The organism is Frigidibacter sp. ROC022, from assembly GCF_024723735.1.
GTDB lineage: Bacteria > Pseudomonadota > Alphaproteobacteria > Rhodobacterales > Rhodobacteraceae > SLM-1.
This window is the reverse complement of sequence record NZ_JANQDU010000001.1, coordinates 76,713-91,347: the sequence shown is the minus strand read 5'-3', so window position 1 is coordinate 91,347 and position 14,635 is coordinate 76,713. Positions and strand designations below refer to the sequence as shown.

13 protein-coding genes, 1 tRNA gene and 1 pseudogene are annotated in these 14,635 nt (G+C 64.4%); 6 read left to right on the top strand and 9 right to left on the bottom strand.

Going from position 1 to position 14,635, the window contains the following annotated elements; translation table 11 throughout:
• Window positions 1-5: 5 nt before the first annotated feature.
• The 4 genes from NUW50_RS00430 to NUW50_RS00415 are packed head-to-tail and all read right to left on the bottom strand — an operon-like array spanning window position 6 to window position 4,929.
• A complete protein-coding gene (locus NUW50_RS00430) occupies window positions 6-1,157 on the bottom strand; it encodes an MBL fold metallo-hydrolase (protein ID WP_258287076.1) in 1,152 nt (383 codons plus the stop codon).
• On the bottom strand, window positions 1,157-2,236 hold the full coding sequence (locus NUW50_RS00425) for an ABC transporter ATP-binding protein (protein ID WP_258287075.1): 1,080 nt from the start codon (window positions 2,234-2,236) through the stop codon (window positions 1,157-1,159). The genes NUW50_RS00430 and NUW50_RS00425 overlap by 1 nt, the downstream gene beginning before the upstream one ends.
• Window positions 2,224-3,891 carry an ABC transporter permease gene (locus NUW50_RS00420; RefSeq protein ID WP_258287074.1) on the bottom strand — a complete coding sequence of 556 codons (1,668 nt, stop codon included), beginning with the start codon at window positions 3,889-3,891 and terminating at the stop codon, window positions 2,224-2,226. The genes NUW50_RS00425 and NUW50_RS00420 overlap by 13 nt, the downstream gene beginning before the upstream one ends.
• Window positions 3,892-3,936: 45 nt before the next feature.
• Window positions 3,937-4,929: an ABC transporter substrate-binding protein gene (locus NUW50_RS00415; protein ID WP_258287073.1), complete on the bottom strand. Its 993-nt coding sequence runs from the start codon at window positions 4,927-4,929 to the stop codon at window positions 3,937-3,939.
• A gap of 209 nt (window positions 4,930-5,138) precedes the next feature.
• On the opposite strand from NUW50_RS00415, the gene NUW50_RS00410 reads away from it, so the two are divergent.
• Window positions 5,139-6,113, top strand: a complete 975-nt coding sequence (locus NUW50_RS00410) for a sugar-binding transcriptional regulator (protein ID WP_258287072.1) — start codon at window positions 5,139-5,141, stop codon at window positions 6,111-6,113.
• A gap of 134 nt (window positions 6,114-6,247) precedes the next feature.
• Here NUW50_RS00410 and NUW50_RS00405 read toward each other — a convergent pair.
• From NUW50_RS00405 to NUW50_RS00395, 3 genes and pseudogenes are all read right to left on the bottom strand, one after another.
• A pseudogene (locus tag NUW50_RS00405) lies at window positions 6,248-6,626 on the bottom strand (transposase); the annotation flags it as partial.
• Window positions 6,627-6,838: 212 nt separating this feature from the next.
• Window positions 6,839-6,914: transfer RNA gene (locus NUW50_RS00400), tRNA-Ala, on the bottom strand.
• A 252-nt stretch (window positions 6,915-7,166) separates the two neighbouring features.
• Window positions 7,167-7,493, bottom strand: coding sequence for a TIGR02300 family protein (locus NUW50_RS00395; protein ID WP_258287071.1), 327 nt, complete (start codon window positions 7,491-7,493; stop codon window positions 7,167-7,169).
• A 219-nt stretch (window positions 7,494-7,712) separates the two neighbouring features.
• Between NUW50_RS00395 and NUW50_RS00390 the strand changes: the two genes are divergently transcribed.
• Both NUW50_RS00390 and NUW50_RS00385 read left to right on the top strand, forming a co-directional pair.
• Entirely contained in the window at window positions 7,713-8,408 is a 696-nt protein-coding gene (locus tag NUW50_RS00390) for a M48 family metallopeptidase (RefSeq protein ID WP_258287070.1), read from the top strand.
• The gene (locus tag NUW50_RS00385) at window positions 8,405-9,076 is read left to right on the top strand and encodes a GntR family transcriptional regulator (protein ID WP_258287069.1); all 672 of its coding nucleotides are present in this window, start codon (window positions 8,405-8,407) and stop codon (window positions 9,074-9,076) included. The genes NUW50_RS00390 and NUW50_RS00385 overlap by 4 nt, the downstream gene beginning before the upstream one ends.
• 36 nt (window positions 9,077-9,112) lie before the next feature.
• Here the strand turns inward: NUW50_RS00385 and NUW50_RS00380 are convergent, their stop codons facing one another.
• On the bottom strand, window positions 9,113-9,445 hold the full coding sequence (locus NUW50_RS00380; protein WP_258287068.1) for a hypothetical protein: 333 nt from the start codon (window positions 9,443-9,445) through the stop codon (window positions 9,113-9,115).
• Between the two features lie 143 nt (window positions 9,446-9,588).
• On the opposite strand from NUW50_RS00380, the gene NUW50_RS00375 reads away from it, so the two are divergent.
• Together NUW50_RS00375 and NUW50_RS00370 are read left to right on the top strand one after the other, a co-directional pair.
• Window positions 9,589-11,019: an FAD-linked oxidase C-terminal domain-containing protein gene (locus NUW50_RS00375; protein ID WP_258287067.1), complete on the top strand. Its 1,431-nt coding sequence runs from the start codon at window positions 9,589-9,591 to the stop codon at window positions 11,017-11,019.
• An 88-nt stretch (window positions 11,020-11,107) separates the two neighbouring features.
• The gene (locus NUW50_RS00370) at window positions 11,108-12,214 is read left to right on the top strand and encodes an FAD-binding protein (RefSeq protein WP_258287066.1); all 1,107 of its coding nucleotides are present in this window, start codon (window positions 11,108-11,110) and stop codon (window positions 12,212-12,214) included.
• Window positions 12,215-12,219: 5 nt separating this feature from the next.
• Here NUW50_RS00370 and NUW50_RS00365 read toward each other — a convergent pair whose 3' ends face one another.
• Entirely contained in the window at window positions 12,220-13,200 is a 981-nt protein-coding gene (locus NUW50_RS00365) for a hypothetical protein (RefSeq protein WP_258287065.1), read from the bottom strand.
• A gap of 125 nt (window positions 13,201-13,325) precedes the next feature.
• On the opposite strand from NUW50_RS00365, the gene glcF reads away from it, so the two are divergent.
• Entirely contained in the window at window positions 13,326-14,630 is a 1,305-nt protein-coding gene (gene glcF, locus NUW50_RS00360) for a glycolate oxidase subunit GlcF (RefSeq protein ID WP_258287064.1), read from the top strand.
• Window positions 14,631-14,635: the final 5 nt, after the last annotated feature.

Genomic DNA, 14,635 nt, shown 5'->3' with positions numbered 1-14,635 from the left:
TCCAGTCAGATTTCTGTGCTGCCGCCAGTGGCGGCAGTTGTGTTCAAGGCCGGTAAGGTGCTGTGCATGGCGTCCAGCGCTCTTGCATCACAGGAATGCCCGATCAGGCGCGGGCGGCCGGCGCTTTCCCAAAGCAGCTTGTTTTGCGGCAGGGTCGGATGGGTCGGCAGGCGCAGCCAATCGGCGCTGCCTTCCCGGTACATCCGATGACCCGGAGAGCCTTCGGGCAGGTGACCGGAAAGAAGTACGGGATGCCCGATCTTCTCTGCCATTTCCATCGCCAAGGCCGCCGGTCCGGCGGACCCCATCCCGTCATGCACAAGCAGCGGACAATCGGGCAACGCGCTGCCGGGGCTCCAGCGAAGCACGGAATCAATCCGCACCGCTATACGTTCCGCAGCACCCGGCCGGAGCAGTTCTGGGTCGGAAATCTGGGCCTTGAGCGGCTCATACATCAGATCGGCAATCGCCAACCGACCCGGCAATATTGTCAATAGTTCCAGCGAGCGTCCCGACAGCGGCGTGGGCAGAACGCTTCCATCTGGCCGCGCCGCGACCCACTCGATAATCCGCTCTGCCCGCTCGGACGAGGTGGTGCGATCATCTCCATAGGAGCAATCGAGAAGCATCATGTCGCATTCAGGCATCTGGCTCATCGGAAAGACCGCGCTTTCCGGCACCACGTCCCCGCAATAAACCGTCCGCTTTCCACCGCTTTGAACCGCAAACCAAACGCCGCCAGCCACGTGACCGGTATGGCCGGTCGTGATCTTCTGACCAGAAACCGAAAGCTCGTCGCCGGGCTGGAACAGCTCTATTGCCGCCTTGGAGGCCGGATGTGCGGCAAGATCAAGGGTATTGGCATATTTCTCAAGCGTCGCGTCCATCTCTGAACGCGTCGTCGGCGTCATGAAAACCGGGCCATCGAAACCCTTCCCGATCAGCCAGCAAAGTGCGCCGATGTGGTCTTCATGGGCATGGGTGATAAAAAGCGCGTCGATCTCGTTAGCAGGGAAAGCGAGCTGAGGGTGATAGTCCTCTGGTGGAGCGCCAACCTTGATTCCGGCATCGAGCATGACGCGACTTTCGCCGTCATCAACAAGGACACTCGTGCGGCCCTTCTCTCCAAAACCTCCTTGCAAGTGCAGTCTTTGCATCAGTCAGCACTTTTCGCAGGGATCAACCAGCCGCCGGTCAGCTGAATGCGGGCCCGGTCCCCGGTTGCGAAGGGCTGTGGATCGGGTTGATCGAATTGAATCGACATTTCGGCATCGGCATCCGGCACGAACTCGATCCGGGCGGCCCCGCCCTGATAGACAACCCGCTTGATGCGACCGTCGATACCGTCACTGCCAGGTTCCGCAATGCGCACGTGCTCTGCCCGACAGCAAACCGACGCTCCATCACGCGGACCATCACCGGGCGCACAACTCAACCGGATCGGTTGGCCAAGCAGCGTCGCATTACAGAAACCGTCAACCTCGGCACTGGTCACGGTGACCGGCATTACCATGCCTTGCGAAATAAACGAGGCGACCATCTCGTTTGCCGGGCGGTGATAGATCGTTTGTGGCGTATCAAGCTGCATCAGCTTGCCGTGATCCATGACGGCAATTCGATCAGCCAGCGCCATCGCTTCGGCCTGATCGTGTGTGATGTATACAACCGTGGTACCTGTGCGTTCATGGAATGCGGCAAACTCGTCTTCCATGGAGGCGCGCAGATGCACATCTAGGTTGGCCAGCGGCTCATCAAACAGAACAAGCTTGGGCTCGGCTACCAGACAGCGCGCCAGCGCGACCCGTTGGCGTTGTCCACCAGACAGATTGGCCGGTGCACGGTCCCCCATGCCATCCAGATTGACCAAGGCCAGCGCGTCATCGACCCTGCGTTTGGCTTCTGCAGCTTCGACCTTTGCCACCCGAAGCGAATATCCGACGTTCTCTGCCACGGTCATATGAGGCCAGAGCGCGTAGTTCTGGAACACGATCCCGATACGGCGCTCGTTCGGCGGCACTTCCTTGCCTGGTCGAGAAACAATCTGACCGTCAATTTCGATTTCGCCGCCACTCACATGTTCAAAGCCCGCAATCATGCGCAAGAGCGTGGTCTTGCCGCAGCCCGACGGCCCGAGTACGGCTAGGAATTCTCCGGGCTTGACTGTAATCGACACGTCTTTCAGTGCCTCGAACTGGCCAAAAGTCTTGGACAGATTTCGGATGGTTAGTCCCGCCATGGCAGCACTCCGTCTGGTAGTTTGTCTGCGAAGGTGTTTGCACCCAGCATTATGAGGAAGGTGACAAAAACGATCACCGCAGAGAGCGCCGAGGCATATTTTGAATCGCCTCCCTGCTCGAACGAAAAGATCACGACACCGATAGTTTCAGAGCCCGAGGACCACAGCAACGCGGACACGGTAAGCTCGCTCAGCGCTGTCATGAAAATCAACAACCCGCCGGCCATCGCGGCCGGAGCCACCAATGGAAAGACGATGGTCCGCAATCGCATGAACAGGCTGGCGCCGGCGATCTCGGCCGCTTCTTCCAATGTGCGATCAAGTTGCGCGAATCCATTCACCGTAGGACGGATCGCCAGCACCAGGAACCGCGCCAGGTAGGCGAACAGGATGATCCAAACCGTGTTGTAGATCTGGACACCCAGGACCGGGATAGGCTTCAGGAAGAGCAAGAGCGACGCGATTGCCAACACCACGCCCGGCAAGGCATAGGGCAGCTCGATCGCGAAGTTCAGCCACCTTATCCATTTCTTCTTGCCCCAGGCGATCAGATAGCCAACAGGCACGGCCACGAAGACGGCAAAGACCGCAGCAGTAACCGACAACATGAGACTGTTGACGAACGCTCTTCGGGCAGCAGCGTGTTCGAACAGGATGAAACGGTAGTTCTCGAGTGTCACGGTATCCGCGCTCAGAACGACACCATAGCCGCGCACCAGAGACGTTAGAATCAGCCCACACATCGGCAAGACAAGGATCACGGCGATCAGCATCCACATCGCCACTTCCATCGGGAGGCGCCAGATGCCGAGATCGTAGCGATCAATCGGAAGCGATGTCGTCGTGATGCGGAAGTCGCGGCGACGGCTGATATAGTCCTGAAGCACGATGCCTGCCATGGCCAGCACGCCGATAAGCGCCGAAAGATAAGCCACATCTGACAAGACGGCAGGACCGCCACCAGCGAGGCGCTGAAAGATCAGCGTCGGCAGGACTAGGTAGTTGGCCGGAATACCAAGAAAAGCGGGAATTCCGAAGTTGCCGACACAGGAAACGAAGGTCAGTGCCGCGGCACCGACGATTGACGGTGTCATCAGCGGCAGAACAACCGTGCCGATGACGCGGAACGGCCCTGCTCCGCCGGCTTGTGCGGCCTCCACCAGTTCCCGCGGAAGCTTTCGCAGGCCGGCACGAAGAATGAGAAAGACCAACGGCGCATATTGAATTCCAAGGAGCGCTATGATGCCTCCGGCAGAATATAGCGGGTTCGGCGTCCCCAGCGGCGGGGCCAGACCGAATGCGTTGAGAAAGGCGCTGGACGGACCGAAGAGTTGCAACCAGGCAAGCGCGGTCACCTGCGGCGCGATCATCAGCGGCGTGACGAAGAACAGGATCAGCGTCTGCGTCATCCGAATGTTGGTGAGCGTGACGATGACCGAAACAACCACTCCCAACACGACTGCGAAGACGGTGCCACCGATCCCGACGACGATGCTATTCCACGTCGCACGCCAGACAACCGGATCGCCCAGTCCCGAACGGATTGCCTCCGTCGAGAACTTTCCGCCGGGCAGGATGACTTCCTGCAAAAGACGGATCATGGGAAGGAGGGAAAATAGGGCGATGATGCCAAATATCATCGTTGTCAGGGCCATTGACTGGCCCCGACCGTCCCTTGCAATCAGCTGCATTGTTTTGCCTTATCCGCCAAACAGCGTAGAAAAGCGTTTCTTGTTGTCGTCGATCTTGGTGACGATCTCGCCGACATTGGCATCCATCACCTTCACCTCGACGCCTTCAGGCAACCAGTCGGGGGTTCCGACACTAGCCTTGGCAGGCAGATAGCCCTGGCTCAGCGCCAGCTTCTGTCCCTCGTCGGAAAGAATGAAATCGACGAACTTCTTGGCACCGTCCACATTGGATGCGGTCGCCATGATGGCCACCGGCTCGGTCACAGCGGGGACGCCCTCTTCCGGAAAGACGAACTTGATCGGAGAGCCGTCCTTGATCGCGTTCATCGCAAGGAAATCGACCAGGATCCCATAGGCGTTTTCGCCAGTCGCCACGGATTTCAGGACAGATCCATTGCCGCGAACGGCCGACAGACCGTTTGCCTGCATATCCTCGAAATACTTCCAGCCGAGATCATCGCGCTCGACAAATGTCGACAGCAGGAAGGCCGCCGCGCCAGAATAGAGCGGGCTCGGCATGACAACGAGGTTCTTGTAGGCTTCGCCGGTCAGATCCGACCAATGCTCGGGCTGCTCACTTGCGCCGGTGTTGTAGGCGATCCCGGTGGTGATCAGTTTGCTGCCAAAATAGTACTTGTCGGGGTCGATCGCGTTCGGGTCAAAGCCCTCGGTGTTGGCCTCCGGGTATGCCATCAGCCGGTTGTCGGCTTTCAGAACTTCCATGCTGACGGCATCGGCAATCAGCAGCACGTCCGGTTGCGGGCTGTCAGCGGCAAACTCGGCCGCCAGCTTGCTGAGCAGATCGCTGGTCCCCGAGCGGAACACCTCGACGTCAATGTCGGGGTTCTGCGCCTCGAAGGCCGCCACGGTCGCTGCGGCATCGGCATCGGGCTGCGAGGTGTAGAGAACCAGTTTCTCGGCTGAAGCCGCGCTCGCAAACGTGATCGCGGCCACCATGGTGCTCGCCAGAAGTGCGCGCTTCAGTTTGAATTTGTCGATCATTCGGTAGATCCTCCCACTGTCGACGGCGGCACAGTGCCACCAGTTTTGTCCCGCTGGTGAGATCGGGACAGACAAGAGGAAATACGAACATTTGATGCAAGTCAAATACAAATGATCAATCATTCGAAGATCGGGGAACTTCCGATGAACCCTGTAGAATCGGCGCCATACGCTCTAAGACGGTTGCGAAGGGACAAAGGGCGGGAGCAATGACATCACGAATCAAGGCCACAGGCGGCCCGCTGGCGTCTTCCGACATCGATGTAAAAATCGCGTGGCTGTATCATGTCGAAGGGATGACACAAGAAGCGATCGCTGGCGAATTGCAAGTCAGCCGAATCAAAGTTGTCCGCTCACTCGCCGCAAGCATCGAGCGGAACGTGGTGGTGACGACAATCAACGCCGCCTCATCAGAACAGATTGCTCTTGAACGCCAGCTGGAAGACCGCTGGAACCTGGAAAGTGCCATCGTCGTACCCACGCCCCATGATACACGCCACATCGAACGCTATATCGGTCATGCCGTGGCGAATTTCCTTAACACGGCCATGACCGACGGCATGACCCTGGCTGTTGGCGGCGGTGCCACACTTCACTCAAGCCTCGGGTTCATGCATCGGCGCGAGTTGCGGGATGCAACTGTCGTCGGGCTCGTCGGGTCCCTGCCCCATTCGCAATGGATCAACCCGTCGATTGTCGCGTCTAGCATGGCGGCGCGGCTTGGCGTCGATAGCTATCAGATCACGGCACCGGTTCTGGTCGACAGCGCAAAACTATGCCAACGACTTTGGGACCAACCCCTTCTGAGCGACGTGCGCGCACGCGCCAAGAAAGCTGATCTCGCCCTTCTGACGGTCGGCGAGATTGCCCCGAGCGCCACCGTGTTCAACCACGGAATTGTTCCCGCGGATACCGCCGACGAACTTCGCGCAAAGCAGGCGGTCGCCAACATTTTGTGCTATTTCATCGATGCGGAAGGCAATCTGGTCGATCATGAAATCAACTCACGTGTCATGGCGCTTACCCCCCACGAAGTCGCGGCGATTCCACGGGTCGTCCTTGCAGCGGGAGGATTGCACAAGGTCGACGCCATACACGCAGCACTCAAAGCCGTAACGACCGAAATACTTGTAACCGACGCCGAAACCGCAAGTGCGCTGTTACAAGGGACTGGTTCTGTCTGACGTCAGCGCCAATGAGACAGTTTAGGGTGATTTGATAAGAGAGGGTTTCTGGCACATCGTAACCAGCAAGGAGTGGAGATGAGGCAGAAACCCGGAACACAGCAGAGCCGCGGCGAGCAGGTCGTCTAAGATTATCCATAGCGCACGTCTGTCTCGCAAATCTCCTTGATCCGTCGCTCGACGGCCGCCCGGTCTGTGCGCCGGGATTTGTCGCGGAACGTCGAGGTGTCGAAGCGAAGGATCCCACAAGCCCCGCGGATCGACACGCCGCAATCGATGCACAGCCCGCGAACCCGTACGCGCAACCGGCCAGGCTTCCGAGCTTTCGCCGGATCACGTCCTGCAACATCTCGCGGTCAAGCGTCGGCCCGCGACGATCTTCTTCGGCCGGCGCATATCGTCCGGCAGCAGACCGCCAGACTTCTTCTTCCAGTTGAAGTCGGTCGACTGGCTGATCCCGGCCGTGCGGCAAATCTCCGCAACCGGCGTGCCTTGCTCGCCCTGCTTCAGGATGGACGCCTACTGCGCTTCCGTAACCCTCGACGCCTTCATGCGTTTCCGCTCCTCTCCCCGCCAGGAAAACCTAACGGAAAACTCCAGATTCGAACGGACCGATTTTCAGCGGGCAGGGCACCCGACGCAAGATCAATCTAGTTAGCACAGTTGGTAGCTGCCAGCAGGTGCTTTCGTAACCAATTGAAATTGCGCGCGATAATTCGGGAGATTGGTGGAGCCAAGGGGGATCGAACCCCTGACCTCTTGCATGCCATGCAAGCGCTCTCCCAGCTGAGCTATGGCCCCACCGGTAACCGAACGGGCTGCCCCGTCGATCCGCGCCTATCTAGGGAAGGCCCGGGCGCCATGCAAGCAGAAAATTCTGCCCGGGGCCGGGCTTTGCGGCGCGACGGTTTCCGGGCTTCCGGGACAGGCGCGGCAAGGGCCGGGGCGCGCCTCCGGGCGGCGGATCGGCAGGCGCGGAACCGCCCGGGGCCGGACAAAAGAAAACGGGCCGGAAAACCGGCCCGCGTGGTTCACCCTGCGCCGCAGGATCGATCAGCTGTCGTCGTCGTCGCCCGGGACATCGGCGATTTCGTCCAGCGAGACGCTGTCGTCGTCGTCATCGTCTTCCAGCAGATCGTCGTCGATCTCGGCATCCGCGACGTCATCGGCGTCGTCTTCCAGGACGACTTCTTCCTCTTCCTCGGCAACCACGGCCTTCTTGTCGGCCTTGTCGGCCACCAGCACCCGGTTCCGGCCGGCCGTATCGATGTTGACGACCTCTCCGGTATAGGGGCTCACGACCGGGTCGCGGTTCATGTCGTAGAACCTCTTGCCGGTCACCGGGCAGACCCGCTTGGTGCCCCACTCTGTCTTGGGCATGCCAGAACCTCTCGTGAATCATCACTGTGTCTTTGAATCGCCGCCAGTTGCCACAGTCACCGGGGCGTGTCAAAGCCCTTTTCCCGAAAGCCCGGAATGATGCCGGGCCAAAGCCCGGACAGGACTGGCGCCCCCCGGCCGGTCTGGGCTAGTCTGCCGGCCACCGGCCCCGGCATCCTTTCGATCCCCCGGGGCGCAGAGCAAACCGGGCGAATCCCCATGGGCCAGGCCATCCTTCCCGGCGACCCGCCGATCGAGATCAGCCTCAGACGCACCGGCCGGGCGCGGCGGATTTCGCTGCGGGTGTCACGGCTGGACGGCCGGGTCACGCTGTCGCTGCCCGATCACACGCCGACATCGGAAGCGCTGGCCTTCGCCCGCGCCAAGGAGGACTGGCTGCGCCGGATGCTGGCCGGCCAGGTTGCGCCGGAACGGCCCCGCATCGGCGGCACCATCCCGGTCGAGGGGCAGCCATTGCCGATCCTTGCCGGGCCGGGACGCCGCGTCAGCCTGACCGCCGAGGGCCTGGTGCTGCCGGATGAGCCCGAGCGGGTCGGGATCCGGATCGCCGCCTGGCTCAAGCTGCTGGCCCGCGACCGGCTGGCCGCAGCCTCGGACCGCCATGCCGCCGCCCTGGGCCGCCGCTACACCGGGCTGACCCTGCGCGACACGAGGTCCCGCTGGGGCTCCTGCGCGCCGGACGGGCGTCTGATGTATTCCTGGCGGCTGGTCATGGCGCCGCCGGAGGTGCTCGACTATGTCGCCGCGCATGAGGTGGCGCATCTGGCCGAGATGAACCATTCGCCGGCCTTCTGGTCGGTGGTGGCGCAGCTGTTCCCCGACCACAAACGCCAGCGCGCCTGGCTGAAGCAGAACGGCCAGCATCTGCACCGCTGGCAGTTCACCGCCCCATGAAACGGCCCGCCCCCCTGTCGCCGCTGCCCCGCGGCCCGGAACCGGCGGCCTCGGTGGCGCATGACCGGGTCTATCGCGCCCTGCGCACCCGGATCCTGCATGGCGAGATCCCGCCCGGCGAACCGCTGACCCTGCGCGGCATCGCCGCCAGCTTCGAGGTCTCGATGACCCCGGCCCGCGAGGCGCTGCGCCGGCTGGTCGCGGAAGGGGCGCTGACCATGACCGCCTCGGGCCGGGTCTCGACCCCCGACCCGACCAACGAGCGGATCGAGGAACTTGCGGCGCTGCGGGCGCTGCTGGAACCGGAACTGGCCAGCCGCGCCCTGCCCCGCGCCCATGGCGCCCTGATCGAGCGGCTCCAGGCCATCAACAACAGCCTGTCCGAGGTCGTCGCCAAGCAGGATGCGATCGGCTACATCCGCACCAACCTCGAGTTTCACCGCACGCTCTACCTGCGCGCCCAGGCCCCGGCGATCCTGGCGATGACCGAGACGGTCTGGCTGCAGCTCGGCCCGACGATGCGCAAGCTCTATGCCCACCGCAGCCGCAGCGAGGTGCCGCAGCATCACCGCACGATCATCGCCGCGCTCAGGGCCGGCGACGAGCCCGGCCTGCGGCTGGCGGTGCGCGCCGACGTGACGCAGGGCCTGCGGATGCTGGTGGCCTGACCGGCCGCGGACCGGCGGGGCCCCGGCCCGAAGGGCTCAGTCCAGGTCGAGCCGGAAGGTCTCGTCGGACCAGCCATCGACCAGGCAGCGGGCGCGGATCGTCAGATAATCCGTGTCCGGCGGCAGGTCGATTCTCTGCGACCGGGTGAAGGGCTGCTCGGTCTCATGCGGATGCGCCAGCACCCGCGTCGCCAGCACCGTCCCGTCCGGCAATTCGGCGCGCCAGGCATCGGCATAATGATCCCACCCCGAATCGGGATGCAGCAGGGTCACAGACAGGCTGGACCCGTCGAGCCGGGCCGAAACGATCCGCGGCGGGTCGGCCAGGGCTGGAGTGCAGAGCAGAAGAAGAGCAAGGAATATACGCATGGGCCCATCCTGCCATTGACCGGCGCAAAGGTCGTGTCACGATAGTGTGCAGAGGGGCCGTGGCAGGCCGTCGCTTGCCTATGCCCGAAATTGGTTATAATTCCTGACCAATTACCCGAAAACACCAGGGGGGAAGACCGCAAATGCAGATGCCCGAGCCGAATTCCGCGCTTCTGGCCCGCAAGGCCGAGATCGTCGCCCGCCTGCGCAGCGTCCTGCCCGACGGGGTGATCGACGACCCGACCGAGACCCGGGCCTATGAATGCGACGCGCTGACCGCCTATCGCTGCCCGCCGCTGGCGGTGGTGCTGCCCGGTTCGACCGCGGAAGTCTCGACGGTGCTGCGCGAATGCCATGCGATGGGCGTGCCGGTGGTGCCGCGCGGGTCGGGCACCTCGCTGGCCGGCGGGGCCCTGCCGACGGCGGATTGCGTGATCCTCGGAGTCGCAAGGATGAACGCGGTGCTGGAGGCCGACTATCCGAACCGCGTCATCCGGGTGCAGACCGGCCGCACCAACCTGAGCGTGACCGGCGCGGTCGAGGCCGACGGCTTCTTCTACGCCCCCGACCCGTCGAGCCAGCTCGCCTGCGCCATCGCCGGCAATATCGCGATGAACTCGGGCGGCGCGCATTGCCTGAAATACGGGGTGACGACCAACAACCTGATGGGGGTCACGCTGGTCCAGATGGACGGCACCGTGGTCGAGATCGGCGGCGCCCATCTGGACGCGCCGGGCCTGGACCTGCTGGGGGTGATCTGCGGCAGCGAGGGGCAGCTGGGCGTGGTAACCGAGGCGACGCTGCGCATCCTGGCCAGGCCCGAGGGTGCCCGGCCGGTGCTGATCGGCTTCCGGTCCAACGAGGTCGCGGGGGCCTGCGTCTCGGACATCATCAAGGCTGGCGTGCTGCCGGTGGCGATCGAGTTCATGGACCGGCCCTGCATCGAGGCGACCGAGGCCTTTGCCCATGCCGGCTATCCCGATTGCGAGGCCCTGCTGATCGTCGAGGTCGAAGGGGCGCCGGACGAGATCGACCTGCAGCTCGGCCTGATCCGGCAGATCGCCGGCAAGCACGATCCGGTCGAGTTCCGCGAAAGCCGCAGCGCCGAGGAAAGCGCCAAGATCTGGCTGGGCCGGAAATCGGCCTTCGGCGCAATGGGCCAGATCTCGGATTACATCTGCCTGGACGGAACCATCCCGGTCTCGGCCCTTCCCAGGGTTCTGGGCCGGATCGGCGAGCTCTCCGACCAGTTCGGCCTGAAGGTCGCCAATGTGTTTCACGCCGGTGACGGCAACATGCATCCCCTGATCCTGTTCGACGCCAACAAGCCCGGCGACCTGGAAACCTGCGAGGCCATGGGCGCCGAGGTGCTGAAGCTCTGCGTCGAGGTCGGTGGCTGCCTGACCGGCGAACACGGTGTCGGGGTCGAGAAGCGCGAGCTGATGCAGACCCAGTTCGCGCCGGAGGACCTCGAGGCGCAGATGCGGGTCAAGGATGTCTTCGACCCGTCCTGGCTGCTGAACCCGGCCAAGGTGTTTCCGCTGACCGTCTCGGCGCCCCGGAGGGCGGCATGAGCCGCGGGTGCCGCAGGGGGGCGCTGCCCCCCTCGGCCTGCGGCCTCACCCCCCGGGATATTTGCAAGGTGAAGGGAGCCGCCGGCCCATGCTGACACCGACCGACGAAACCGAACTGGCCGAGGCCCTGCGGACGGCGCAGGCGCCGCTGTCGGTGCGCGGCGGCAATACCCGCGGCATGGCCGGCGCGGGCGAGCCGCTGTCGGTCGCCGCGATCTGCGGGGTCCGGCTCTACGAACCTGGGGCGCTGACGGTGGTGGCGGCGGCGGGAACGCCGCTGGCCGGGCTGGAGGCCGAACTGGCGGCGGAAGGGCAGCGGCTGGCCTTCGAGCCGATGGACCATCGCGGCTTGCTGGGCACCGGCGGCGAGCCGACGATCGGCGGCGTGGTGGCGGCCAATGTCTCGGGGCCGCGCCGGGTTCAGGTCGGGGCGGCGCGGGACTTCCTGCTCGGGCTGCGCTTCGTAGATGGCGCCGGAACGGTGATCAAGAACGGCGGCCGGGTGATGAAGAACGTCACCGGCTACGATCTGGCCCGGCTGGTGGCGGGCAGCCGCGGCGCCCTGGGGGTGATCACGGAAGTGGCGCTGAAGGTCCTGCCCAGGCCGGAGGCGGCGGCGACCATCACGATCGAGGTGCCGGATGCGGCGGCCGCGGTCTCGGCGCTGTCGGCGGCGCTCGGCTCTCCCTATGACGTGACCGGCGCCGCCTATTGGCCGGGCCGCGGGGCGCTGGTCCGGATCGAGGGCTTTGCCGGTTCGGTCGCCTATCGGGCCCGGGAGCTGGAGCGGTTGCTGGCCCCGGCCGGCGCGGTCTCGGTCGAAAGCGATGCCGATGCGGTGGCGGCGCTCTGGCGCGACATCCGCGACGTGGCGCCTTTCCAGGGCAAGGCAGGGGACGTCTGGCGGCTGTCGGTGAAACCCTCGGACGCGCCCGGGCTGGCGGCACGGCTCGAGGCCGAGTCGCTGCTGTTCGACTGGGGCGGCGGGCTGATCTGGGCGCTGCTGCCCGAGGGTACCGATGCCCGGGCCCGGCTGGGCCCGTTCGCCGGCCATGCGACCCTGATGCGCGCGGCGCCCGAGACCCGGGCCCGGATCGCGACGCTGCAGCCGCAGCAGCCCGCCGTCGAGGCGCTGGTGACGGGGCTGCGGGCGCGGTTCGACCCGCGCGGTCTCTTTGCCGGAGCCGCGGCGTGAGCGGCCTAGATCGACTGCCTGGTCCGGATCTCGAGGAATTTCTGCAGAATCTTCGTGCCCTGCAGGACATTGCCGCCGGCCGGATCGCTGGCCTTGGCAAAGGCGGCCTGCAGGCTGCGCAGGCCGGCCCGGGCCTCGGCCGGCTGGCTGTCGATGATCTGCGACAGATAGGGCTTCACATGCTCGTCCCAGCGTTTGCCAAGCGCGGCAAGCTGCGCTTCCTTGCGCGAGGGCTGGCCGTTCCCGGCGTCCTGCGAGGATCCGGCGACGGATTTCGACTGCGGGTCCTCGCTGTCGTAGTGATTGGCCCATTTCACCAGACCCGCGATCAGCCCCTTGACGTAATCGATGTTGATGGGCTTGTCGGAACGAAGGAGGCTTTCGACGGTGAAGATGTCCTGGCTCATCTTCGGGGTCTGGCCGCCGATGCGCTGGATCTTGTTGTAGAAGGGCTCCCAGCGAAGCAGCATGTTGGCCTTGAGCTGCTTCTGCCTGGCGGCCAGGGCGCGGTCCCGTTTCAGGGCCTCGGCCTCCTCGGCTGCGGTACGGGCCTCGAGCGCCTTGCGCTGATCCTCCGATTCATAGCTGACGGTGTCGTAGGGATTGTCGTTGTCGTCGCCGGCGCGGGCCGCCAGGGTCTCGTCATCCAGAAGCTCGCCATATTCGGTCGCGACGGACTCGGTGTCGTCGTTGTCGTCCCGGGGCTGGTCCAGGACCACGTCGTATTTCGACAGCCCGTTGTCCCTGAACGTCTTGATCAGGCCCTTGACATGGACCGGGGTCAGCCCGCGGCCCAGGACGAGAAACCTGTCGTCCGCAAAGCGGAACTCGGCGTGCTGCACGTCCCTGGCGATCACCTTCTTCTTGTCGAAGGTGACCGTCAGCGGCGGTCTTCCGGTCTTCGGGGCAATGGCCAGATGCCCCTTCTTGTGTTGCCTGGCAAATTTGATGAAGGCCAGCAGCGCGTCTTTCGCGGGATCGGGCATCTGAAATCTCACAATATGAATGTCGCACCAGCCAGCGAAGGTGACGCGGCATCATCTGTCAATCCGCAAATGACGGGGACCCCGGCGCCCGCGCCGGCAGAGACCCTGGCAGCCTAGGACATCCGATGCAGACCAATTTCACCGACGAACAGCTGCGTGACCCCGGCATCGCCCGGGCCAACGAGATCCTCCGCGCCTGTGTGCATTGCGGTTTCTGCACCGCCACTTGCCCGACCTATCAGGTGCTGGGCGACGAGCTGGACAGCCCCCGCGGCCGGATCTACCTGATCAAGGAGATGCTCGAGAACGACCGTCCGGCGGATGCCCGGACCGTCAAGCATGTGGACCGCTGCCTGTCCTGCCTGGCCTGCATGACGACCTGCCCCTCGGGGGTGCATTACATGCATCTGGTCGATCACGCCCGGGCCCATATCGAGAAGACCTACAAGCGCCCCTTGTCGGACCGGATGCTGCGCTGGATTCTGGCCAGGGTGCTGCCCTATCCGGGGCGGTTCCGGCTGGCGCTGCTGGGTGCAAAGATGGCGCGGCCGTTCCGGCGCCTGCTGCCCGACGCGCGGCTGCGCGCCATGGTGGAGATGGCGCCGAAACAGGTGCCCCCGGTCAGCCGCAACGACGATCCGCAGGTGTTTCCGGCGGAAGGCCCGCGCCGGATGCGGGTGGCGCTGATGACCGGCTGCGCGCAGAAGGCGCTGGATACCGAGATCAACGATTCGACGATCCGGCTGCTGACCCGGCTCGGCGCCGAGGTGGTGATTGCCCGGGGCCAGGGCTGCTGCGGCGCGCTGACCCATCACATGGGCCGCGAGGCCGACAGCCACCGCGCCGCCGCCCGCAACATCGCCGCCTTCATGGCCGAGGTGCGCGGCGAGGGGCTGGATGCGGTGGTGATCAACACCTCGGGTTGCGGCACGACCGTCAAGGACTACGGCCACATGTTCCGCAACGATCCGGCGCTGGCCGGGGACGCCGCGACGGTGGCGGGGCTGGCGCGGGACGTGAGCGAGGTGCTGGAACAGCTGTCCGCCGACCGCGCTCCGGCCCCGGCACGGGGCATTCGGGTCGCCTATCACGCCGCCTGCTCGCTGCAGCACGGCCAGAAGATCAAGGATGCGCCGAAGGCCCTGCTGAAGGCGGCCGGATTCGAGGTGGTCGAACCCGTCGACAGCCATCTGTGCTGCGGCTCAGCGGGAACCTACAACCTGATGCAGCCAGAGCTGTCGGGCGAGCTGCGGCGGCGCAAGGTGGCGACGCTGGAGGCGCGGCAACCACAGGTCATCGCCGCGGGAAATATCGGCTGCATGATGCAGATCGGCCAGGGCACCGGGGTGCCTGTGGTCCATACCGTGCAGCTGCTCGACTGGGCGAGCGGCGGGCCCAAGCCGCCCGCTTTGATCAAAATGCCGACATAATCCGG

Bases quoted from the DNA above. Each gene is read 5' to 3' on its own strand.
- NUW50_RS00430 (WP_258287076.1), bottom strand. From the start codon at position 1,157: ATGCAAAGACTGCACTTGCAAGGAGGTTTTGGAGAGAAGGGCCGCACG.
- NUW50_RS00425 (WP_258287075.1), bottom strand. From the start codon at position 2,236: ATGGCGGGACTAACCATCCGAAATCTGTCCAAGACTTTTGGCCAGTTC.
- NUW50_RS00420 (WP_258287074.1), bottom strand. From the start codon at position 3,891: ATGGCCCTGACAACGATGATATTTGGCATCATCGCCCTATTTTCCCTC.
- NUW50_RS00415 (WP_258287073.1), bottom strand. From the start codon at position 4,929: ATGATCGACAAATTCAAACTGAAGCGCGCACTTCTGGCGAGCACCATG.
- NUW50_RS00410 (WP_258287072.1), top strand. From the start codon at position 5,139: ATGACATCACGAATCAAGGCCACAGGCGGCCCGCTGGCGTCTTCCGAC.
- NUW50_RS00395 (WP_258287071.1), bottom strand. From the start codon at position 7,493: ATGCCCAAGACAGAGTGGGGCACCAAGCGGGTCTGCCCGGTGACCGGC.
- NUW50_RS00390 (WP_258287070.1), top strand. From the start codon at position 7,713: ATGGGCCAGGCCATCCTTCCCGGCGACCCGCCGATCGAGATCAGCCTC.
- NUW50_RS00385 (WP_258287069.1), top strand. From the start codon at position 8,405: ATGAAACGGCCCGCCCCCCTGTCGCCGCTGCCCCGCGGCCCGGAACCG.
- NUW50_RS00380 (WP_258287068.1), bottom strand. From the start codon at position 9,445: ATGCGTATATTCCTTGCTCTTCTTCTGCTCTGCACTCCAGCCCTGGCC.
- NUW50_RS00375 (WP_258287067.1), top strand. From the start codon at position 9,589: ATGCAGATGCCCGAGCCGAATTCCGCGCTTCTGGCCCGCAAGGCCGAG.
- NUW50_RS00370 (WP_258287066.1), top strand. From the start codon at position 11,108: ATGCTGACACCGACCGACGAAACCGAACTGGCCGAGGCCCTGCGGACG.
- NUW50_RS00365 (WP_258287065.1), bottom strand. From the start codon at position 13,200: ATGCCCGATCCCGCGAAAGACGCGCTGCTGGCCTTCATCAAATTTGCC.
- glcF (WP_258287064.1), top strand. From the start codon at position 13,326: ATGCAGACCAATTTCACCGACGAACAGCTGCGTGACCCCGGCATCGCC.